This window comes from Tahibacter aquaticus (genome assembly GCF_004363655.1).
Classification (GTDB): Bacteria; Pseudomonadota; Gammaproteobacteria; order Xanthomonadales; family Rhodanobacteraceae; genus Tahibacter; species Tahibacter aquaticus.
On sequence record NZ_SNZH01000019.1, the window covers coordinates 26,751 to 48,092 of the forward strand.

13 protein-coding genes are annotated in these 21,342 nt (G+C 65.7%); 12 read left to right on the top strand and 1 reads right to left on the bottom strand.

All coding sequences use genetic code 11. The features are described from left to right. The first annotated feature begins 57 nt into the window (after nucleotides 1–57). On the top strand, nucleotides 58–519 hold the full coding sequence (locus DFR29_RS24270) for a TerB family tellurite resistance protein (RefSeq protein ID WP_133821237.1): 462 nt from the start codon (nucleotides 58–60) through the stop codon (nucleotides 517–519). Nucleotides 520–610: 91 nt separating this feature from the next. Here DFR29_RS24270 and orn read toward each other — a convergent pair whose 3' ends face one another. Then, nucleotides 611–1,180 (bottom strand): oligoribonuclease, encoded by a 570-nt coding sequence (orn, locus tag DFR29_RS24275; protein WP_133821315.1) that lies wholly within the window; start codon nucleotides 1,178–1,180, stop codon nucleotides 611–613. A gap of 148 nt (nucleotides 1,181–1,328) precedes the next feature. Between orn and DFR29_RS24280 the strand changes: the two genes are divergently transcribed. The 11 genes from DFR29_RS24280 to DFR29_RS24330 all read left to right on the top strand — a co-directional run bounded on the left by DFR29_RS24280 (nucleotide 1,329) and on the right by DFR29_RS24330 (nucleotide 21,330). Then, complete coding sequence (locus DFR29_RS24280; RefSeq protein WP_133821238.1) at nucleotides 1,329–3,911, top strand: GGDEF/EAL domain-containing response regulator; 2,583 nt, start codon at nucleotides 1,329–1,331, stop codon at nucleotides 3,909–3,911. Between the two features lie 654 nt (nucleotides 3,912–4,565). Beyond that, nucleotides 4,566–7,766: an efflux RND transporter permease subunit gene (locus DFR29_RS24285; protein ID WP_133821239.1), complete on the top strand. Its 3,201-nt coding sequence runs from the start codon at nucleotides 4,566–4,568 to the stop codon at nucleotides 7,764–7,766. Then, complete coding sequence (locus DFR29_RS24290; protein ID WP_133821240.1) at nucleotides 7,756–8,955, top strand: efflux RND transporter periplasmic adaptor subunit; 1,200 nt, start codon at nucleotides 7,756–7,758, stop codon at nucleotides 8,953–8,955. The genes DFR29_RS24285 and DFR29_RS24290 overlap by 11 nt, the downstream gene beginning before the upstream one ends. Further along, nucleotides 8,942–10,381, top strand: coding sequence for an efflux transporter outer membrane subunit (locus DFR29_RS24295; RefSeq protein WP_133821241.1), 1,440 nt, complete (start codon nucleotides 8,942–8,944; stop codon nucleotides 10,379–10,381). The genes DFR29_RS24290 and DFR29_RS24295 overlap by 14 nt, the downstream gene beginning before the upstream one ends. Nucleotides 10,382–10,464: 83 nt before the next feature. Next, nucleotides 10,465–11,106, top strand: coding sequence for a CGNR zinc finger domain-containing protein (locus DFR29_RS24300; RefSeq protein ID WP_133821242.1), 642 nt, complete (start codon nucleotides 10,465–10,467; stop codon nucleotides 11,104–11,106). Continuing rightward, on the top strand, nucleotides 11,103–11,972 hold the full coding sequence (locus DFR29_RS24305; protein WP_208113706.1) for a TolB family protein: 870 nt from the start codon (nucleotides 11,103–11,105) through the stop codon (nucleotides 11,970–11,972). Before DFR29_RS24300 ends, DFR29_RS24305 begins: the two co-directional genes overlap by 4 nt. A 969-nt stretch (nucleotides 11,973–12,941) precedes the next feature. Beyond that, entirely contained in the window at nucleotides 12,942–13,787 is an 846-nt protein-coding gene (locus tag DFR29_RS24310; protein ID WP_133821244.1) for a response regulator, read from the top strand. Between the two features lie 44 nt (nucleotides 13,788–13,831). Further along, nucleotides 13,832–14,200 (top strand): response regulator, encoded by a 369-nt coding sequence (locus DFR29_RS24315; protein ID WP_133821245.1) that lies wholly within the window; start codon nucleotides 13,832–13,834, stop codon nucleotides 14,198–14,200. Between the two features lie 65 nt (nucleotides 14,201–14,265). Next, nucleotides 14,266–14,823 (top strand): chemotaxis protein CheW, encoded by a 558-nt coding sequence (locus tag DFR29_RS24320; RefSeq protein WP_133821246.1) that lies wholly within the window; start codon nucleotides 14,266–14,268, stop codon nucleotides 14,821–14,823. Then, nucleotides 14,820–17,336 (top strand): methyl-accepting chemotaxis protein, encoded by a 2,517-nt coding sequence (locus tag DFR29_RS24325; RefSeq protein WP_133821247.1) that lies wholly within the window; start codon nucleotides 14,820–14,822, stop codon nucleotides 17,334–17,336. Before DFR29_RS24320 ends, DFR29_RS24325 begins: the two co-directional genes overlap by 4 nt. 79 nt (nucleotides 17,337–17,415) lie before the next feature. Then, nucleotides 17,416–21,330 (top strand): response regulator, encoded by a 3,915-nt coding sequence (locus tag DFR29_RS24330; protein ID WP_166654313.1) that lies wholly within the window; start codon nucleotides 17,416–17,418, stop codon nucleotides 21,328–21,330. The last annotated feature ends 12 nt before the right edge of the window (nucleotides 21,331–21,342 follow it).

The following is a 21,342-nucleotide window of genomic DNA, read 5'->3' on the forward strand; positions in this document are numbered from 1 at the left end:
GCGCGACTGGCGCAGCATGCGCCATAGATCGCCCATCCCCACTACGGAGACACAACCATGGCACATGGCGAAAACCCGGCACAGGGCAGCCGCTTCGGCGCTTTGCTGCGCGATCTGGGCAGTTCGATCGGCGAACTGCTGGGCGGTGGCAAGCTCGAACCCGAGCAGGTCATTTCGGTCGAGGTGTTCTTCGGCCTGCTCGGCTATCTGGCTGGCGTGGACAGCATCGTCACCTCGCACGAAGCCGAGTTCGTCAATCAGTTCATGGAAGATTTACAACTGTCCGCGCGTGGCCGCGACCTCGCCCAGCGGGCCTTCACGCGCGGGCGCAAGCGCGAGATCGAGCTGCGCAGCGAGATCGAGCGTTTCCTGGCGGTCTATCCCCGCGGCGGCGGCGAAGCCCACAAGCTGCACGACGCCCTGTACCGACTGGCCGCCGCGGACGGACGCCTGCAGCCGCGGGAAAAGGCATTTCTGGAAGAGGCAACTCAGCTGCTCGGCTTCACTGCCGAGCACTGAAGCGCCAGCGGAGCGCCGGCCGCGGCGCTCCGCCTGTGAAAAATTCTATTTTGAGCCGCCTCGCGAAAAAGACGCAAAAGAAAATCCGCGCCTACGCGTTGCCGCCCGCCCCGGCCAGCCGGCCCATGAACTGGCGGTAGTATTTCAGCTCGTCCACCGAATCGCGCGCATCCGACAACGCCGTGTGGGCCGAGTCCTTGACGTGACCCTTGGCGATTTCCGGCGCCCAGCGCCGCGCCAGCTCCTTCAGGGTGGAAACATCCAGATTGCGATAATGGAAAAAACGTTCCAGGCGCGGCATCAGCCGGTAGAGAAAACGCCGGTCCTGGCAGATTGAATTGCCGCACATCGGTGACTTCCCGGCGGGCAGCCAGCGCAGCAGGAAGTCCATGGTCAGCGCCTCGGCCACGCCCAGCTCGATTTCCGATTCGATCACGCGCTGCCACAGGCCGGATTTGCGATGCTGGTTGCGGTTCCAGTCGTCCATCGCCTCCAGCCGGGCCAGCGGATGACGGATGGCGAATTCGGGGCCTTCCGCCAGCACGTTCAGTTCCTTGTCGGTCACCAGGGTGGCAATTTCCAGGATGGAATCGTTGTCCGGATCCAGCCCGGTCATTTCCAGGTCGATCCAGATCAGATTGTCTTCCTGCGGCTGCGTCATGGCCTGTTGCTCCCCGGTTGGATCGTAAAAACCGGGATCATAGCCCGCCGGCTCCATACGGCCAATTTGCAGCCGCGGCCGCTGGGCCTTACGCTGCGCAAACCCTGGGGGGAAAGGGGCCGGGGTATAGCGGTACAGGGGACGGGGGATGGATCGGGTATTGCTGCTGGAAGCCTCGGCCACGCGCCGGCGGGCGGTCCGCACGCTATTGGCGCCGCGGGGCTTCGACGTTACCGAAAGCAACGACTACGCCCAGGCGCTGGAGATACTCCGCCGCCAGGGCGAAACCGTGAGCGCCTTGCGCGCCATCGTACTGGGCTGGCCGGAACTCGCCGATAGTCTCGCCGACGAGCTGTTTGCCCTGCTGCGGCGCGAGGAATTCGAACATCTCGCGGTTTTGCTGCTGGCCGACAGCAGCGATGCCGGCGCCGTGAACTGGATGATGAAGCGCCCAAGCAGCGCCATGCTGCTGTGGAGCGACTACAGCGAATGCGCCGACGCACTGAGCAAACTGCTCGCCCCCGCGGCACAACCGCAGGATCTGGATATCGGCGGCCAGTCGCATCTGCGCATCCTGTTCGTGGATGACTCCGCTACGGTGCGCACCGCCTTCCGCCGCCTGCTGATGAAACAGGGCTACGTGGTCGAGACCGCCAACGATGTCGAAGACGGCTGGGCCAAGGCCCAGGCCGGCAATTTCGATATTGCGATCGTCGACTACTTCATGCCGGGCGATCCAGGCCCGGTACTGGTACGCCGGCTCAAGGACGATGCGCGCACGACCGGCGTGCTCACCGCCATCATCACCGGCACCTATTCCGACCGCGTGATCAACGAGTCGCTCGCTGCCGGCGCGCTGGAATGCCTGTTCAAGAGCGAGGCGCGGGAATTGTTCCTCGCCCGCCTGGGCTCGCTCGCCCGCGCCGTGCAGAACCGCCAGTCGGTGGACGCGGAACGGCGCCGGCTGCAAAGCATCCTCTCTTCGGTCGGCGACGGCGTCTACGGCGTCGATGCACGCGGCCTGATGCAGTTCGTCAATCCGGCCGCACTGGACATGCTTGGCTACGACCGCACCGAGGAATTCATCGGCCGCAGCGCGCATGAACTTTTCCACTATGCCTTCGAAGACGGCACGCCGACCACGCCGGCCAGCTGTTTCCTGTCGCAGGCCTATGCCCAGGGCAGCCAGGTGCCAGGCTGGCAGTCGGTGTTCTGGACCCGCGGCAACCGGCCCATGCCGGTGGAATGCACGGTCTATCCGCTGAACCTGGACGGCCGCCGCGAAGGCTCTGTCGTGGCCTTCCGCGATATTTCCTCGCGCCGCATGCTGGAAGAGGAGTTGCGCTGGCAGGCCAGCCACGATGCGCTGACCAAGCTGAAGAACCGCGGCTGGTTCGAGACCCAGCTGGAACAGGAAGTCGCGCGTCTCAAGCGCACTGAGCAGATCTCCATCCTGCTGTTCCTCGACCTCGACCGCTTCAAATACATCAACGACACCGCCGGCCATACCGCCGGCGACCAGCTGCTGGTGGACATGAGCCGGCGCCTGTCGTCGCGCCTGCGCGGCTCCGACCATCTCGCCCGCATGGGCGGCGACGAATACGCGGTGATTTTGCGCAATGTGAACCTGGAACGGGCGCATGCCATCGCCGACGATTTCCGCCGCGCCATTGTCGGCTCGCCGTTTGCCTACGGCGGCAAGAGCTATCGCGTCGGCGTCAGCATCGGCGTCGCCGTGCTCGACCAGCACACGCCCTCGCGCACCGAGGCCATGGCCAACGCCGACATCGCCCTGCACCTGGCCAAGCGCCACGGCCGCAACCAGGTTCACCTCTTCGCCGAAGACGCCGACCAGCGCGCCATGATGGACGTGGAGCTGGGCTGGAGCGCACGCCTGGAAGAAGCCTTGCGCCTGGACCAGTTCGTGCTGTGTTTCCAGCCGATACTGCCGATGCGCCAGATCGACTACGACGCCCTGCCCGAGCAGCACGGTGCGCTGTGGGCGCGCCACCTGCGCCGGCATCAGCAGCAGCGCGTGTTCTACGAAGCGCTGATCCGCCTGCGCGATGCAGATGGCAGCCTGGTCGCGCCCTCGGCCTTCCTGCCCGCGGCAGAGCGCTTCAGCCTGATCGGCGACATCGACCGCTGGGTCATTCGAAATGCCTTCAAGGCGCTGCGCGAAAACTCCAGCCAGGAACCGCCGGTCGGCGTGTCCATCAACCTGTCGGCGCAATCCATAGGCCAGGCCGACCTGCCCCGTTTCATCACCGACCGCCTGGTCGAATACAACATCGATCCACGCGCCGTCGCCTTCGAAATCACCGAAACCGGCGCACTCAACAACCTCGATGCCGCGCGCAACCTGATCACCGAACTGCGCGCCTTCGGCTGCCGCTTCGCGCTGGACGATTTCGGTGTCGGCTTCTCCTCGTTCACCCATCTGAAACACCTCGACGTCGACATGCTCAAGATCGACGGCTCTTTCACCCAGGGCCTGCTGACCGACCCGGTAGACCTGGCCGTGATCACGGCGATCACCAGCATCGCCCACTCCATCGGCAAGATCACCGTGGCCGAATACGTCGACCGTCCGGAAATCCTGCGCGCCCTGCGCAATTGCGGCGTTGATTATGCGCAGGGCTTTTACGTCGGCAGGCCCAAGGCCGGCTTGCGCGCGGCGGGCGGGCAGCTGGAAGTGGTAGGCGGGAATGAGTCGGCGGCGAATGGGTGATGGTTTTTGGGTCTGGATGATGCCGCCGTGCCTGACATTGCGGTTTTTGCTGAACTCACGCACACCCGATCTGCGCCAATGACCTGTCTATGCCGTTTGCGGGAATGCCTGCCGCCTCACCTGCCCCCAGCGAGCTGGGGGGAGAGGGGCCCAAAAACCCGGAGCAAGCATTTTGTATTTCGTTAGAAACGAAAAATTGAATATCCCGGAAAAGCAAACCTTGGGAAAAAGAGACCGTATCGCCGGGGACTGCCTTAGCCGATGAAAATGAAAACCTCACGCTCCGCGGACTGCGTCGGGGAGAGGGTCGAGGGTGAGGGGACCGCCCTGCAACGCGCCTCGAAACACGATTTTCGCGCCGCCACTCCCCCTACGACGTAGGCATCCCAATCGCAGTCAGGCGACGTCGACACATTCGGGCCTTCGCCCGACCCTAGACAAACGTCGAAACCACTCCACTCCGACTTGCACGATCCTGCCCTGACAAGCGTTGCCAACCACGCTTCATCGGCCTGCACGCACCTGTCGCCGCGCGGTACGAATCGCTGCAGCGCAGCGCAAGTTCCTTAAATAAATCTTCACTGAGGCCGGAGCTTGGTATCCGGCATGCCGACGCATACTAGTGCAGCGCACCATTACTTACCGGCCCTCTGCATGCTTGGCATTGTCCGCGTCGCCTTGCAGCGTCCCTACACCTTCGTGGTGCTGGCGCTGCTGCTGTTGATCGTAGGCCCCTTGGCGGCCTTGCGTTCGCCTACGGATATTTTTCCGGAAATCAAGATTCCCGTGATCAGCGTGGTCTGGCAGTACACGGGCCTGCCGCCCGACGCGATGTCCGGACGCATCACCACGCCGTTCCAGCGCGCGCTGACCACGACCGTCAACGACATCGAACATATCGAGGCGAATTCGTATACCGGCTTCGGCATCATCAAGATCTTTTTCCAGCCGACGGTCGATATCAACATGGCCAACGCGCAGGTGACGGCCATCTCGCAGACCCTGCTGCGACAGATGCCGCCCGGCGTGAATCCGCCACTGATCCTCAACTACAACGCCTCGACGGTACCCATCCTGCAGCTGGCGCTGTCGGGCAAGGGCATGAGCGAACAGACCCTGGGCGACCTGGGCACCAACGTGGTGCGCACGCGCCTGGTCACGGTACCGGGCGCCGCCGTGCCCTTCCCCTTCGGCGGCAAATCGCGCCAGGTGCAGATCGACCTCGATCCCGCCGCGCTGCAGGCCCGCGGCCTTTCCGGCCAGGACGTGGCCACTGCGCTGGCGGCGCAGAACCTGATCACGCCGGTCGGCACGCAGAAGATCGGCGCGTTCGAATACACCATCCAGCTCAACAACGCGCCATCCGACCTGGACGCCATCGCCGCCATGCCGATCAAGACCGTCGCCGGTGCGCTGGTCACCATCCGCGACGTGGCCAACGTGCGCGACGGCAACCCGCCGCAGACCAATGTGGTCCACGTCGACGGCAATCGCTCGGTGCTGCTGACCGTGTTCAAGAACGGCTCGGCCTCGACGCTGGCGATCATCGACGGCATCAAGGCCATGGCCGAGGCGATCAAGCCCGGCCTGCCGGAAAACCTCGAAATCAAGCCCATCGGCGACCAGTCGCTGTTCGTGCGCAATGCCATCGGCGGCGTGGCCAAGGAAGGCATGATCGCTGCAGCGCTGACCAGCCTGATGATCCTGCTGTTCCTCGGGAGCTGGCGCTCGACCGTGATCATCGCCGTGTCGATTCCGCTGTCGGTACTCGGCGCCATCGCCACGCTGGCAGCCTTCGGCGAAACCCTCAACATCATGACCCTGGGCGGCCTGGCCCTGGCCGTAGGCATTCTCGTCGACGATGCCACTGTGACCATCGAGAACATCAACTGGCATCTGGAACAAGGCAAGGAAGTGGAAGCCTCGATTTATGACGGCGCGCAGCAGATCGTCACGCCGGCCTTCGTTTCCCTGCTGTGCATCTGCATCGTGTTCGTGCCGATGTTCTTCCTCGAAGGCGTGGCGCGCTTCCTGTTCGTGCCGATGGCCTTGTCGGTGATGTTTGCCATGGCCTGGTCGTTCGTGCTGTCGCGCACGCTGGTACCGACCATGGCCAAGTACCTGCTCAAGCCACACGCACCGCATACCGACATGCACGGCAACGAGACCGAGGCGGGACGCTCCGGCAACGCCCTGGTGCGTTTCCAGCGCCGTTTCGAAGGCCGCTTCGAGCGCTTCCGCGAAGGCTATCGCGACCTGCTCACCCTGGCCCTGCTACACCGGCGCGGCTTCGTGCTCGGCTTCATGGCCGTGGTGCTTGCCTCGTTCCTGCTGCTGCCTTTCCTCGGCCGCAATTTCTTTCCCTCGGTGGATGCGGGCCAGATTCTCATGCATGCCCGCGCCCAGGTCGGCACGCGCGTAGAGGAAACCGCGAACCGCTTTGCCGAGATCCAGAAGGCCATCCGCGAGATCATTCCCGCCGACGAACTGGGCACCCTGGTCGACAATGTCGGCATGCCGGTGTCCGGCATCAACATGGCCTATAACAACACCGGCACCATCGGCACACAGGACGGCGACATCCAGATCTCCCTGCGCGAAGGCCACGCGCCGACCGAAGACTATGTGCGCAAGCTGCGCGAGGAACTGCCGCGACGTTTCCCCGGCATCACCTTCTCGTTCCTGCCGGCGGACATCGTCAGCCAGATCCTGAATTTCGGCGCGCCCGCGCCGATCGACCTGCAGGTGCGCGGGCCGAATGCCGCAGCCAACTATGCCTACGCGGAAAAACTGCTGCGCGATATCCGGCGCATACCCGGCGTGGCCGATGCCCGCATTCAGCAGTCGGCCGACAGCCCGGTGTTCAAGGTCGACGTCGACCGCAACCGCGCCCAGTACGTCGGCATGACCGAACGCGACGTGACCAACAGCCTGGTGGTCAACCTGGCCGGTTCTTCGCAGGTAGCGCCGACGTTCTGGCTCAATCCACAGAACGGCGTGCAATACCCCATCGTGATGCAGACGCCGCAGTACGACATGGATTCCCTCGACGCATTGCGCAACGTGCCGCTGACCTCGGCCAGCGCGTCCGCGCCGCAATTGCTCGGCGGCGTGGCGCAGATCCAGCGCGGCATGGCCAGCGCCGTGGTGTCGCAGTACGACATCCAGTCCATGGTGCAGATCTATGCCACGCCGCAGGGGCGCGACCTGGGCGCGCTCGCGACCGACATTCAGAACACCGTCAAGGCGCACGAGAAAGACCTGCCCAAGGGCACCCAGGTGCATCTGCTCGGCCAGGTGCGCACGATGAACTCGGCGTTCTCGGGCCTCACTTACGGCCTGATCGGCGCCATCGTGCTGATCTACCTGCTGATCGTGGTGAACTTCCAGTCCTGGAGCGATCCCTTCGTTATCGTCAGCGCCCTGCCCGCGGCGCTGGCCGGCATCGTCTGGATGCTGTTTGCCACGTTTACCACGTTGTCGGTACCGGCCCTGACCGGCGCCATCATGTGCATGGGCGTGGCCACCGCCAACAGCGTGCTGGTGATCAGCTTTGCGCGCGAACGCCTGGATGTGCTCGGCGATCCGGTCGCCGCGGCGCTGGAAGCCGGCTTCGTGCGCTTCCGTCCGGTATTGATGACCGCCCTGGCCATGATCATCGGCATGGCGCCGATGGCGCTGGGCCTGGGCGAAGGCGGCGAGCAGAACGCACCGCTGGGTCGCGCCGTGGTCGGCGGCCTGATCTTCGCCACCATCGCCACCCTGGTTTTCGTTCCCGTCGTTTTCAGCATCGTGCACTCGCGCCATGGCAAGAAAGCCGAGTCGCGCGCGCCTGGAGAGCCCCATGTCGCCTGATACCTCGCCGCCGCGCCGCGGCCTCAAGCTTGCCGGCCTGGCCATTGCCGTGGCCGCCGCCCTCGTCGTCACCGTCGGCCTGGTCACGCGCGCCTCGGGCAATGCGCGCCTGAAGGAATGGACCCAGGCCCAGGCCACGCCCAGCGTCAGCGTGGTTTCGCCAGCGGGTTCGGGCGACGCCAGCGCGCTGCAGCTGCCCGGCCGCATCGAAGCGTATGCGCGCGCGCCCATCCATGCCCGCGTGTCCGGTTATCTGAAAAGCTGGAAAGTGGATATTGGTACACCTGTGAAAGCCGGCCAGCTACTGGCCGAGATCGAAGCGCCCGACGTCGAACAGCAGCTGCTGCAAGCCAAGGCCGACCTGGCCAGCGCCGAAGCCAACGCGGCACTGGCCGAGACCACGGCGCGGCGCTGGCAGTCCATGCTCGGTTCGGACTCGGTGTCGCAGCAGGAAGTCGACGAAAAGAACGGCGACCTCAAGGCCAAGCGCGCCCTGGTCAATGCGTCCAAGGCCAATGTCGAGCGGCTGCAGGCCAACCAGAACTTCACCCGCATCGTGGCGCCGTTCGACGGCGTGATCACCGCGCGCCAGACCGACGTCGGCGCGCTGATCAGCGGCAGCGGCGGCGGCGCCGAGCTGTTCGTGGTATCCGACACCTCGCGCCTGCGCATCTACGTCAACGTGCCGCAAAGCTATGCCAGCAGCATAGGCCCGGGCAGCACGGCGAAGATGGAAGTGCCCGAACACGCGGGCCGCAGCTACGAAGCCAAGGTCGAAGCCTTTTCCCAGGCAGTCAACGCGGCCACCGGCACCACCCTGATCCAGCTCAGCGTCGACAACCCCAAGGGCGAACTGATGCCCGGCGGCTACGCCACGGTCAGCTTCGCCCTGCCACAGAACGCCGCCGCGCTGCGCATTCCGGCCAGTGCGCTGATCTTCGACCAGGGCGGCCTGCGCGTCGCCACGGTCAGCGGCGACAAGGTCGCGTTCAAGCCCATCACCATCGCGCGCGACCTGGGCAAGACAGTGGAAATCGCCACCGGGCTCAGCGCCGAGGACCGCGTCATCGAGACGCCTCCCGATGGCGTCGCCGAGGGCGATGCCGTGCATATCGTCGACACCGCCGCGGCCAAGCCGGCCGCGCCCGTTGCGCCCGCCGCGGCAAAGGCTACCGATGCAAAAGGTTGATTTTTCCCGTCTGTGCCTGCTCGCGCTGGGCTTGAGCCTGGCCCTGGCCGGCTGCAGCCTGGCACCGCCATTGCAGCTGCCCGAGGTGGCGACCGCGGCGCAATACAAGGAACAGGCCCCCTGGACCGCCGCCGCACCGGCCGACCGCCTGCCGCGGGAACACTGGTGGACGCTGTATGGCGATGCAGAGCTGGACCGCCTGCAGCAGCAGTTGCAGGCCAACAGCCCCGACCTCGCCGCCGCGCTGGCGCGCTACGAACAGGCGCGCGCCTATGGCGACCAGCTGCATTCCGGCCTGTTTCCCAGCCTGGGCCTGGGCGGCAACGCCTCGCGCGAACGCCAGTCCGCGACACGGCCACCAACAGGCTCGTCGTCGCCGCGTTTTTTCGAATCCTACGACCTGGGACTGCAGGCCGCGTACGAACTCGACCTGTGGGGCCGCGTGCGCAACAGCGTCGCCGCCGGCGATCACGCCACAGCTGCTGCCGCCGCCGACCTGGAATCGGCGCGCCTGAGCCTGCAGGCCGAGTTGGCCGACGACTACATCGTGCTGCGCGGGCTGGACCAGCAGGGCGCACTGCTCGCCGATACCGTGACCGCCTACGACAAGGCCGTCGCGCTGACGCAGAAACGCCGCGATGCCGGCATCGCCTCGGGCCTGGACGTGGCGCGGGCACAGACCCAGCTGGACATGGCCCGCTCGCAGGTGGCGCAGAACCTGGCACAGCGCGCCGTGGCCGAGCACGCGATCGCAGCACTGGTCGGCGAGTCGCCGTCGGGTTTCAGCCTCGCCGCCGGCAGCCAACCCGTGCGCCTGCCGGCGATTCCGCTGGACCTGCCCTCCACCCTGCTGCAGCGCCGGCCGGACATCGCCGCGGCACAGCGGCGCACCGCAGCCGCCAACGCCAGCGTCGGCGTGGCACGCGCCGCGTGGTTCCCGTCCATAGGCCTGAATGCCAGCTTCGGCTATCAGAGCAACCAGGCCGGCGGCTGGCTCAGCGCGCCCAACGCCGCCTGGGCCATAGGCCCCTCGCTACTGCTCGATCTGTTCGACACCGGCAAGCGCCGCGCCCAGGTGACACAGGCCCGCGCGGCACTGGACGAGGCCGGCGCGAACTACCGTGGCGTCGTGCTTGGTGCGTTCCAGCAGGTCGAAGATAACCTTGCACTTCTGCAACATTACAAAACGGCGGCGGAGGCCGAGCAGTCCGCCGTCGCGTCGGCACGGCGCTCGCTCGATTTCGCCATGACACGCTACCGCGAAGGCGCGGTCAGCTATCTGGAAGTGGTGCAGTCGCAGACCTCGGCACTGACCGCGCAGCGCGCCGCACTCGACCTGGACACGCGCCAGCTGCGTGCCAGCGTCGCGCTGATCCGCGCCCTGGGCGGTGGCTGGCAGGCCGACACGGATCTCGCCGCACGCTGAAACGCGGCGCCGCGCCGGTGCCGGCGCTGTTGACCCGGGGAGTTTTGCCACCTAACCTGTAAACCTGATTTCAAGGGTTAGCTATGCGTATCGAACCGCATGTGTTCCGCGCCGCCGACCTGGTCGCCGGCGACCTGGCCCTGGACCTGGTCAACAGCGTGACCGCGCGCGACAGCGCACCGCGCGACTGGCTGGCCGACTACGACGCCCTGCTGCAATGGGCGCACCAGACCGGCCACTTCGCCGCGAATGACCTTGCCCGGCTGGAACGGCTGGCGCTGGCCCATCCGCGCAAGGCCAAGGCCGCACTGGAGCGGCTCAAGCGCCTGCGCGAAGCCCTGTGCGCCGTGATGTATGCCCTGGTGCACGAGGCCGAGCCCGCCGCCGCCGACCTGCGCCTGATCGAAAACCTGCACGCCGCCGCGGCCCAGGCCGCGCGGCTGGCCCGGCACGGCGACGGCCTGGCACTGCAGTGGCAGGCACAGACCTCCCAGCTGGACCTGATCGCCCACGTGGTCTGCGCACGCGCCCTGCCACTGCTGCAGCAGCTGGAGCTGCCACGCCTGCGCATCTGCGACGGCCATGACTGCGGCTGGGTATTCCTCGATACCTCCAAGAGCGGGCGCCGGCGCTGGTGCGACATGGCCACCTGCGGCAACAGCGCCAAGGCGCAGCGTTTCCTGCACCGGCAACAGGCACCGCGGCGGCGCAGCGGCACCGCGTGATGGGGACCACACGGCTTTTCTGCGTGCTGTCGGCACTGACCTGCAGCGCCCAGGCTGCAGCGCCGCAGCGCTGGGCGCCGCCGCACATCGCCAGCGCACTGTTCGAGTCATCGCCGGCATTCACACCGGACGGGCGCGAAATCTATTTCATGCGAAGTTCTGCACAATTCAGAGAATGGCGCATTCTCCACTCCCGCTGTGGCCGCGAAGGCTGGTCCGAACCACAGCCGGCGCCGTTCGCCGCCGCAGCACCCGCGCAGGACGCCGACCCGTTCGTTTCCTTCGACGGCAAGCGCGCCTATTTCGTCTCTACCCGGCAGAACCGCGACGGCAGCGACCAGCTCGATATCTGGCGGGCAAGCCGCGGCACCGACGGCAGCTGGGGCGAACCTCAGCGGCTGCCCGAACCGGTCAATTCCGCCGCGTCGGAGCTGCTGCCGCGGGAAACCGCCGACGGCCGCCTGTACTTCGGCTCCGACCGCGACGGCGGCCACGGCCAGGGCGACATCTATATCGCCACACCGCAGCCGGACGGCAGCTGGCAGGTGGCCAACGCCGGCCCGCCCCTCAGCACGCCGGCGAACGAATACGAGGCCGATATTTCCCGTGACGGGCTCAGTCTGGTCGTCGTCGCCGACCGCGGTACACGCTCTCACCTGTACCGCTATGCCCTGCAGCAGGGCCGCTGGAACGCACTCGGCCAGATCGCGGCCGACGACAGCGTATTCCAGGTCGGGCCACTGCATTCGCCGAACGGCGACCGCCTGCTGTTCGCCCAGCGCGATAGCGCGTACTCCGGCGAACTGTTCCTGACCGACCTTTCCCGGCAGCCCGATACGCGCTGGCCGCCGCGCTGCGGCGACTGATCCGGTCCGCCAGCGCGGCCCGCCGCATCAACAGCGTCGCCATACTCCGGCGCAACGTCCGCAATCTGCCAGCCCGCGCCTTGCCTGCCGATCGCACCAAGCCTGCGGCATAAGTCGGACGGACCTATCTCTCCACATCGGATGCATCCGGTGACTTTCGCCGCGATACCTCATTGCAATTTTTCACCATAGCGCGGCTACGCCTCTCGTTGCGCCTGGTCCTCGCGGCGAAATCCTTGCTGAATTTTCTTGGCCGTGTCGCTGAGACAGCACAGATATGCCATTTACCGTCCACTTCGAACAATTCGGCAGCGCATAGCCGAAAGACGTGCAGGTTACAGCGTGCCAACCACCCACCAAACGCCAGGGAATTGTTGTCTGTTTATGAAACATTGAGAGCAAAGACATTGCTATGCCTGTATTTAAAAAAAATATGTTTTGTATGTTTTTTCATCGACTATCCAAACTCGACCTGTTTTGCTATATCAGCAACAACGCAACCCTGTCTGGCCGAGCATCAACTTTTCGTATTTCCGGCCTATTTACGCGAAATTTGCATACGCATGCGCACAGGAACTGGCGATCATTGAAATGTAACAGTTAATTTTCAAATATAGAAAAACCGTGAAAACCTGCGAATAACTTGTTTTCTTTCTTTGTCGATAAATAAGGGAAAATCCGGATTGCCTGCACCACCCCGCGCGCATTCAATTCGACCCAACACTGCGACGACAGCGTTGTCCCTCACGACCCGCTATCGGCGTATCGATTCGGCAGCGCATAAGAAACGCTGCAATACCGGATTCCTTTGCCAGCGAGCAGTAAGCCAGGACGCAACCCCATGCAACACATCGGCGTTCACTCGATACAAGACAGGCACTACCGCAGCACCGCCGGCGATGACCATACGCCAGCGAAAAACCGTTCCGTCCCTATCCGCAGGGGACACAGGCACCCCAGGGGGCAGCGATGAAAGAACAGGCTTACCGCGTTGCCACCTGTGGTCTGTCGGCCCGCGACGAACGCGTCGTCGGCATCATCCTTTCCCGCGTCACTTCGCTGCGTTTCCGCTATATCGCCGCCCCCTCGGCGATGGAGTGCGATATCGCGCTGCTGGAGCCGCAGAACCCGCAGTCGGCGCAGCAGCTGCGCCAGTTGCGCGAACACAATCCTCAGCTGGTAGCGCTGTCGCTGATCGATGGGCTGCCCCCGCCCGGTGCGCGCCATCTGGTGTCCCGGCGCACGCTCTGGTCGCACATGATCGCGACACTGGACGACATCGTCGGCAACGAGCTGGCACTGCGCCGCGCACCGGCCCGCGATGCGCCCGCCATCGCTGCAGAACCCCCTGTCGAACAGGCGCCGCCGCTGGCGGCCGCGCGCCTGCGCGCGCTGGTGCTCGATGACAGCGTGATCGTACGCACCCAGCTCGATGCCGCCCTGCGCAAACTCGGCATCAGCTTCGACGGCGCTGCCGACTGGGACAGCGCCGCCGACCTGCTGCAGCGGAACAGCTACGACTTCATGCTGCTCGACATCGTCATGCCCACCATCGACGGCTACGAAGCCTGCCGGCGCGTGCGGCGCAATCCGGCCACCAAGCGCCTGCCGGTACTGATGCTGACCAGCCGCTCCTCGGCCTTCGACCGGGCCCGCGGCGCACTGGCCGGCTGCGACATGTACCTGATCAAACCGATCGACCTCTCCGCCTTCCACGCCGCGGTCAACAAGATCGTGGCGCGGCTTTGCCATAACGACCTGCGCCAGGCGCGGCAACGCGGCTTCATTCCCGCCATCGCCTGGCCGTCCAGCTGAAGCGCCCACCCGCTTCGTTTCCCACCGTGCACAAGGAATCACTCATGAGCTTTCGCACCGTACTGATTGTTGACGACTCCAGCGCCGAAATCGCCAATCTGCGCGCCATCATTGCCGAGGCAGGCTGGGCGGCGATCACCGCAGGCACCGGCCGCGAAGCCGTCGACCGGGCCAAGGCCGAGAAGCCCAGCGTCATCCTCATGGATATCGTGATGCCCGACATGGATGGCTACGAAGCCTGCCGTGCCCTGCAGGCAGACCCGGCGACCAAGACCATTCCTATCGTGATGGTTTCGACCAAGAACCAGAAGGCCGACCACCTCTGGGCCAAGATGCAGGGTGCGCGCGGCCTGGTCGGCAAGCCGTACAGCAAGAGCGACATCGTCGACGCGATCCGCGCCGCCACCGGCTGACGGCACTGCTCAGTGCGCCGCGCGGCCACCGCGGCCGCTATCGCCCCGTTGCCTTGCGAGCCGCCATGTCGAACCCAACGCCCATCCTCGCTGCCGCCAGCGGCAGCGCGGCAGAACCACCTCTCGTGCAGACGCGAAACGCCTTGCGCTGCGGCATACGTCTGCAGACCAGCGGCGGCAGCCTGCCGCTGCTGCTGCCGGCCGACCGGCCGGCGGAACTGCGCCGCGGCATGGCGATCTGCAGCGTTCCCAACGTCGCGCCATGGTTCTTCGGCATGGCCAACCTGCGCGGCGAGCTGGTACCTGTATTCGACCTGCTGGGCTATTGCGGCCTGGGCCGAACCACGCGGCAGCGCTCGTCCGAGCTTCTGCTGATCGGCACGGCCGCCAGCGCGTTCGCCCTGCCGGGCACCGGCGAACCCGAGATATTGCAGCTGAGCGAGGACGGTGCCGGCACACATACCGCACCGGCACAGATTTCTGAATTTATATACAACGCCTGGAAAGGCGTGAACACGCACTGGTACGACTTCGATTTCGACCGCTGGCTGCTGCAGCTGAGCCGTGGCGAGAACCCCCTTCCCCTGCCCTTTTCGCCTTCCCAGACGGAGCTATCGTCATGAACCTCGGCAACGCGTTCCGCAACGTGCGCGGACGCATTCAATACGGCACCTTGCTGCTGTCGGTGGTGCCCATGCTGCTGGTCGGCCTGCTCATCGGCGGCCTGGCCTTCTATCTTGCCCGCGACAGCCTGCACGAGCGCGCGCTGCAGCAGGTGGTGACCGTGCGTGTGGACAAGACCGACCGCATCCTCTCGTACTTCAACGAGCTGCGCGACCAGACCCTCCTGCTGGCCTCGCTGCGCGCCACCGTCGATGCGGTTTCCGACCTGAGCGCAGGCATCGGCGCCGTGTCGGCGCAGGTTCCGGCAATCCAGAGCCGCGAGCGCATGCAGCGCTTCTACAACGGCGACTACCTGCAGGAATATGCCAAGCTGAACGCCGGCGCCAGCATCGACGTCAAGCCGTTCCTGGAACAGCTCGACGACACGGCCTATGCGCTGCAGTACCAGTACCTGGCAGACAATCCCAATCCGCTGGGTGAAAAAAGCAAACTGAAGCAGGCCGACGATTCCGCCTACGGCAAGGCGCATGCGGCATACCACGAACGCGTCGTGCGCTTCGTCACGGCCAGCGGCTTCCCCGACGTGGTGCTGGTCGACGCGAGCAACGGCCGCATCCTGTACAGCTATGCCAAGCGCATCGACTTCGGCACCTCGCTCAGCAACGGCCCCTTCGCCAAGACCGAGATGGGCGAACTGTTCCGGCAGATTCGCGAGGGTGGCAAACCCGAAAGTTTCGTCCTGTCGCCGACCAGGCAGTACCAGCCCAACTTCGACGATGCGTCGCTGTTCATCGGCGTGCCCGTGTTCAACGAAAACCGGCTCAGCGCCGTACTGATCACCCAGGTTCCCTTCAGCCAGGTGAACCGCATCATGACCTTCGACAGCCGCTGGAAAGACGCCGGCCTGGGCGATACCGGCGAAACCTATCTGCTCAGCCTCGACGACACCTTGCTCAGCAATACCCGCAGCCTGACAGAATCGCCTGGCGAGCACAGCGAGTTCCTCAAGCACATCGGCACGCCCGAGGCCGTGATCAAGGTGTCGCAAGCCAAGAACAGCGATATCGGCCTGGTTCGCGTGGTCTCGCGAGCCGGCGAAGCAGCGCGTCGCGGCGAAACCGGTGCCTTCAACTACAACGACTACCGCGGCGAGCCTGTGGTAGGCGCATTCGCGCCGCTGAAGGTTCTCGAGCGAGACTGGATCATCGTCGCCAAGATCGACCAGGCGGAAGCATTCGCGCCGGTGAATTCGCTGCTGCGCGACATGCTGTTCGCCGGTATCGGCATTCTCGCCCTGACGCTGCTTGTTTCCACTTACTTCTCCAACCGGCTGGCACGCTCGGTCAACGGCCCCATCGACACCTTGCAGAGCACCATCGCCAAGCTGTCCGCCGGTGACCTCGACGCGCGTACGCGCATGCCACCGAACGACGAACTGGGCGAACTGGGCAGCGCACTGGACAACCTGCTCGACGAGCGCGTCGCCACGCTGGCGGCCGCGGCACGCGAGAACGAACAGCTCAACCAGTCGGTGATCGAGATCATGCAGGCGGTCAGCCGCCTCAGCTCGCGCGACCTTACCGTGAAGGTGCCAGTGACCACCGACGTGACCGGCGCCATTTCCGACGCGCTCAACTTCATGACCGGCCAGACCGCGCAGGTGCTGCGTAACGTGAACGACATTTCCAACCAGGTGGCGCAGGCCTCGGGCCGCGTGCGCGAACGTTCCGCATCGGCCATGCTGGTGGCGGCGGAAGGCTCGCGCGAAATCGAGCAGGCGTCGCAGGAACTGTCCGACGCGGCGCTCGCGCTGAAGGACATTGCCGGCCAGGCCAGCCAGGCCGACCGCGCCGCCGAAGAAGCCATTCTCAGCACCCGCGAAGCACTTAATTCGGTGCGCGAGACCGTCGGCGGCATCTCCGCCTCGCGCGATCTGATCCGCGAGACGGAAAAACGCATCAAGCGGCTGGGCGAACGTTCGCAGGAAATTACCACCACGGTGAACATCATCGGCAACATCGCCGAACGTACCTCGATGCTCGCACTCAATACCAGCATGCAGGCGGTCGCCGCCGGTGAAGCCGGCCGCGCCTACGCGGTGGTGGCAGACGAGGTGAAGCGGCTGGCCGAAGGCGCACGCGGCGCCACCCAGCAGATTTCCAATCTGGTCAGCGCCATCCAGTCGGAAACCATCGACACGGTCGAAGCGATCAACCGCGCCATCACCCAGGTCGTTGAAATCAGCAAGATGGCCGAACGCGCCGGCGAGCAGATGCGCTCCACCGAAGAGAAAACCGATCTGCTGGTGAATTCGGTACGCTCGATTGCGGAAACGACCAGCCTGCAGTCGCGCGCGTCGGACACCTTGCAGGCACGCGCACAGCAGATTCGCCTGTCCACGCGCCAGACCGCCGACGAACTGGCGATCCAGGCCAATGAAACCCGCAATCTCGACGGCTACGCCAACGGCCTGCTCGACTCGGTACGCGTATTCACCCTGCCCGCCGCCTGAACCCGCGCCGCTGCAGGCCACCGCCTGCAGCGGCGTCGCGGCTCGGTACTACCCAAGTCCGCCTACCCGCGGGGAATCCATGACGATCAGCGACGCGACCATCAGCGCCATCCTCGAAAAGCTGTCGGAACTGGCGCCGCTGGTGCTGGACAGCCCTCCCCCAGCGAGTGAGCCGGCAACAGTGGGCATCGCCGTCAATACGCTGCTGGCCGAGCTGGAACGCCGCAGTGCCGGCAGCGGCCTGCGCGGCCTCGCCTATATTTTTCGCATACTGCACAAATTGCCTTTGCACTGGCCCGGTGGTACAGCCAGCGAGGACGACCGCAGCGCGTTCTATGCCTGGTCGGACGAACTGTGCAGCTATCTGGTCGGGGCGACAGCTGACGATGCCGGCAACGCCGTAATCGAAGGGCTGTGCCGCCTGCCCTGGATGCCAGCGCTGGAACCGCGTCTGGTCGAACTGGTACGCACCGCACTGCGCAGCGACGCCGGGCTGCTGCTCCAGGCCACGCCATCGCCAATCATTCCGCTGCCAGTCGCCAGCGCCCTCGCACAGCCCGCACAACGCCAACCCGATACCAGCGTCGGCGCCGAAGCAGCGTTCGCTACGAACACAGGGCCAGAACATTCCCGCATTATCGGCAGCGCCGACAAGGACGCCGGTCGCGATACTCGCGCCGCTGGCCAGCCCGCAGCAACGAGCACGCCAGCCGGGAACAGGGCGCTGATCGGCGGCGACGCCACCGGTGCCAGCCCTACGGCGGAGGACGTGCATATCGCGCACGACGAGCCACCTCTTGCCGCGGAATTGCGGCCTGAACACGCTGCCTTTGCCAGCAGCATCGCGTTTGGCAACGACGGTGCCAGATACGACGACTCCGCTTTTGCCCGGCGTTCGCACCCCAATGACAACGCGTTTGCAAGCGACACCATCGGCAACGACGGCGCCGGATACGACGACTCCGCTTTTGCCCGGCGTTCGCCCCCCGATGACAACGCGTTTGCAGGCAACGACAGCGAGGCGGGCGGCGAACCGGCCTTTGCCGCGACTACACCGCCTGACGACGGAGCTTTTGCGGGCAGCGGCATGACCAGCGCCGAGCACGAGCAGCCGGCATTGGCAGCCGACATGCCTGCCGACGACAGCGCGATTTTCGTCAGCGGGCGCAACGAAGCCGGCAACGAAAGCGCTGCCACTGTATGGATCTCGCCGCAGGAACTGGGCCTCATCGGCGACGCCGTCGCTGCGCAGCTGCTTCCCGCTGTTTCCGTGGCACTGGACCTGCAGGATGCGCCAACGGCCCAGTTGCGCGAAGCACTCGAGGCCTGCACCGAACAGTTCGCCCTGCTGCAATCGGCGCTCGACGCCCTGGGCCTTGCGCCGCTGCTGCGTGCCTGCGAACACTATGCCGCCTTGCTGCAGCGCCTGCTCCAGGCCGGCCATATCGGCGCCGACGACGGCCAGGTGCTGAGCCTGTGGCCGGTACTGCTGATCGGCCACTTGCAAGACCCGCACGATGCCGCCGCTGCACACGACCTGATTGCCCTGCTGGCCGAGCGGGAACACCTTTCCGCGGCAGATGCCGGCCAGCTCGCCGCCACACTCACGCGTGTCGCCATCGGCACCGACCCGGCCTTGCGCCAACAGCGCAAGCAGCTGGCCGAGAGCGACGACATCGCCCTGGATATCGCCGCCGACGTGTTGCCCAGCGTGCGCACCGGCATGCTGCAGGAGCTGCCCGGACGCTGTGCCGAATTCACCCAGCGCATCCACCGCTACCTGCACAGCCGCAGCGCCGAAGACCTCGATGCCGCCTGCCGCATCGCGCATACGCTCAAGGGCGACAGCAACATGGTCGGCGTGCGCGGCATAGCCAATCTCGCCCATGCGCTGGAGGAAATCCTGCTCGTGCTGGCGATACGGCCAGACCGCGCCGGCGGCGATCTCGACGACGTGCTGGTCGATGCAGCCGATGTGCTGGAAGCCATGAGCGACCGCGTACTCGGCCGCGGTCCCGAGCCCGACGGTGCCCTGGCGCTGCTGCAGCGCGTAATGGACTGCGCCAACGCGCTGCAACAAGAAGGCGAGACCGCAGTGCCGGAGGCGGCGCCGGCCGTGGCCTCTGCCGACATCGATGCCGAACCCGCGGCAGCGGCGGCGGCCGAAACCGATGCCGTGCCGACAATCACCCTGCCGATGCCGCTGCTGGACGAACTGCTGCGCCTCAGCGGCGAAGCGGTCATCTACGCACGCCAGGTGGAAAACCGCGTCGATCGCGTCAATCGCCGCCACGGCGAAATCAGCGTGCAGGGCCAGGCGCTCGAAGCGCTGATTGCCGAACTGCAGCAACTGGTCGAAGTGCGCGGCGCCGCGCTGAATTCGCTGCGCCTGGACCTCGGCGAAGAATTCGACGCACTGGAAATGGACCGCTACAACGAACTGCATACCATCACCCTGCGCCTGGTCGAGGCCAGCGCCGATACACGCACCTCGGCCTACGAACTCAACCAGGACGTCGTGGAACTTCGCGAACTGCTGGCCCAGCAGGACCGCGTGCAACTGGACCTGGGCGAACGCGTGCAGCGCGCCCGCACCGTGCCACTGGCCGGCCTGCTGCCACGGCTGCAGCGCGTCGTGCGCCAGACCTCGCGCCAGCTCGGCAAACCCTGCGAACTGGTCATCACCGGCGAGCACACCCTGCTCGACCAGGAACTGCTCGACGGTCTGGCCGAGCCACTGCTGCATCTGCTGCGCAATGCCGTCGACCACGGCATCGAGGCATCCGGGCTGCGCAGCGCCGCCGGCAAGCCGGCGCAAGGCCGCATCAGCCTGGATTTCCAGCGCGATGCCGACCGCATCGTCGTGCGCTGCCGCGACGACGGCGCCGGGCTGGATCTGGACGCCATCCGCCACAAGGCACTAGAACTCGGCCTGCTCGATCCACAGCACCGCTACACGGCGCAAGAGCTGGCGGAAATGATTTTCCACCCCGGCTTTTCCACGCGCAGCCGCGCCACCCTTACCTCGGGCCGCGGCATCGGCATGGACATCGTGCGCCGGCGCGCGACCGAGCTGAAAGGCAGCGTCAGCCTGCGCAGCGAGCCCGGCCGCGGTTGCGAGTTCGAGTTGCGCCTGCCGCTGAGCCAGGTCGCCGCCCAGGTGCTGCTGGCCGATTGCGCCGGCACCCGCATCGCCATCAACCTGGCAGGTATACAACGCATGGCCGTATACGAACCGGCACAGCTGCGCGGCAGCGCCGGACGCATGCTGCTGCACCTGCCTGACGAAGCACCGCGCGCGGCGCTGCCCCTGGCCCAACTGCTTGGCTATGCCAGCGATACCGGCACCAACGGCAGCAGCCGCCATGTGTTGCTGACCGAGGACGAAAACCAGGCCGGGCTGGCCATCCTGGTCGATCAGATCAGCGACGCACGCTCAGTCATCATCAAGCGCCTGGGCCCGCATGTGGCGCTGAATCCCGGCGTGCGCGGCGCCACCATTCTCGGCGACGGTTCCGTCGCCATCGTGATCGACCTGGCCCAACTGCTGGCACGACGCAGCCAGACCGAAGCCACGGCGTTCGCCAACCCGGTGCGCGGCCCGGCGCAGCAGATTCCCTCGGTGCTTATCGTCGACGATTCGCTCAGCGTGCGCCGTTCGCTGGAGCAGGTCATCGGCGACGCCGGTTTCCGCGTCGCCACCGCGCGCGACGGCCTGGAGGCAGTGGAACGCGTGCGCAGCCAGCGTCCCGACCTGATGGTCATCGACCTGGAAATGCCGCGCATGAACGGCCTGGAACTGACCTCCTACATCCGCAATGAAGACAGCACGCGCGGCATTCCCATCATCATGATCACCTCGCGCACTACCGAACGGCATCGCGACCTGGCGCGCGCCGCCGGCGTCGATACCATCCTGAGTAAACCGTATTCCGAGGAAGGCCTGCTCGCGCTGATCGCCGACAAGCTCGCCCGCGGACGCCAGGCGGCGTAAAAACGCAGAAGA

What these genes read in the sequence shown, in the direction of transcription:
- DFR29_RS24270 (WP_133821237.1), top strand. Translation starts at nt 58, where the DNA reads ATGGCACATGGCGAAAACCCGGCACAGGGCAGCCGCTTCGGCGCTTTG.
- orn (WP_133821315.1), bottom strand. Translation starts at nt 1,180, where the DNA reads ATGACGCAGCCGCAGGAAGACAATCTGATCTGGATCGACCTGGAAATG.
- DFR29_RS24280 (WP_133821238.1), top strand. Translation starts at nt 1,329, where the DNA reads ATGGATCGGGTATTGCTGCTGGAAGCCTCGGCCACGCGCCGGCGGGCG.
- DFR29_RS24285 (WP_133821239.1), top strand. Translation starts at nt 4,566, where the DNA reads ATGCTTGGCATTGTCCGCGTCGCCTTGCAGCGTCCCTACACCTTCGTG.
- DFR29_RS24290 (WP_133821240.1), top strand. Translation starts at nt 7,756, where the DNA reads ATGTCGCCTGATACCTCGCCGCCGCGCCGCGGCCTCAAGCTTGCCGGC.
- DFR29_RS24295 (WP_133821241.1), top strand. Translation starts at nt 8,942, where the DNA reads ATGCAAAAGGTTGATTTTTCCCGTCTGTGCCTGCTCGCGCTGGGCTTG.
- DFR29_RS24300 (WP_133821242.1), top strand. Translation starts at nt 10,465, where the DNA reads ATGCGTATCGAACCGCATGTGTTCCGCGCCGCCGACCTGGTCGCCGGC.
- DFR29_RS24310 (WP_133821244.1), top strand. Translation starts at nt 12,942, where the DNA reads ATGAAAGAACAGGCTTACCGCGTTGCCACCTGTGGTCTGTCGGCCCGC.
- DFR29_RS24315 (WP_133821245.1), top strand. Translation starts at nt 13,832, where the DNA reads ATGAGCTTTCGCACCGTACTGATTGTTGACGACTCCAGCGCCGAAATC.
- DFR29_RS24320 (WP_133821246.1), top strand. Translation starts at nt 14,266, where the DNA reads ATGTCGAACCCAACGCCCATCCTCGCTGCCGCCAGCGGCAGCGCGGCA.
- DFR29_RS24325 (WP_133821247.1), top strand. Translation starts at nt 14,820, where the DNA reads ATGAACCTCGGCAACGCGTTCCGCAACGTGCGCGGACGCATTCAATAC.
- DFR29_RS24330 (WP_166654313.1), top strand. Translation starts at nt 17,416, where the DNA reads ATGACGATCAGCGACGCGACCATCAGCGCCATCCTCGAAAAGCTGTCG.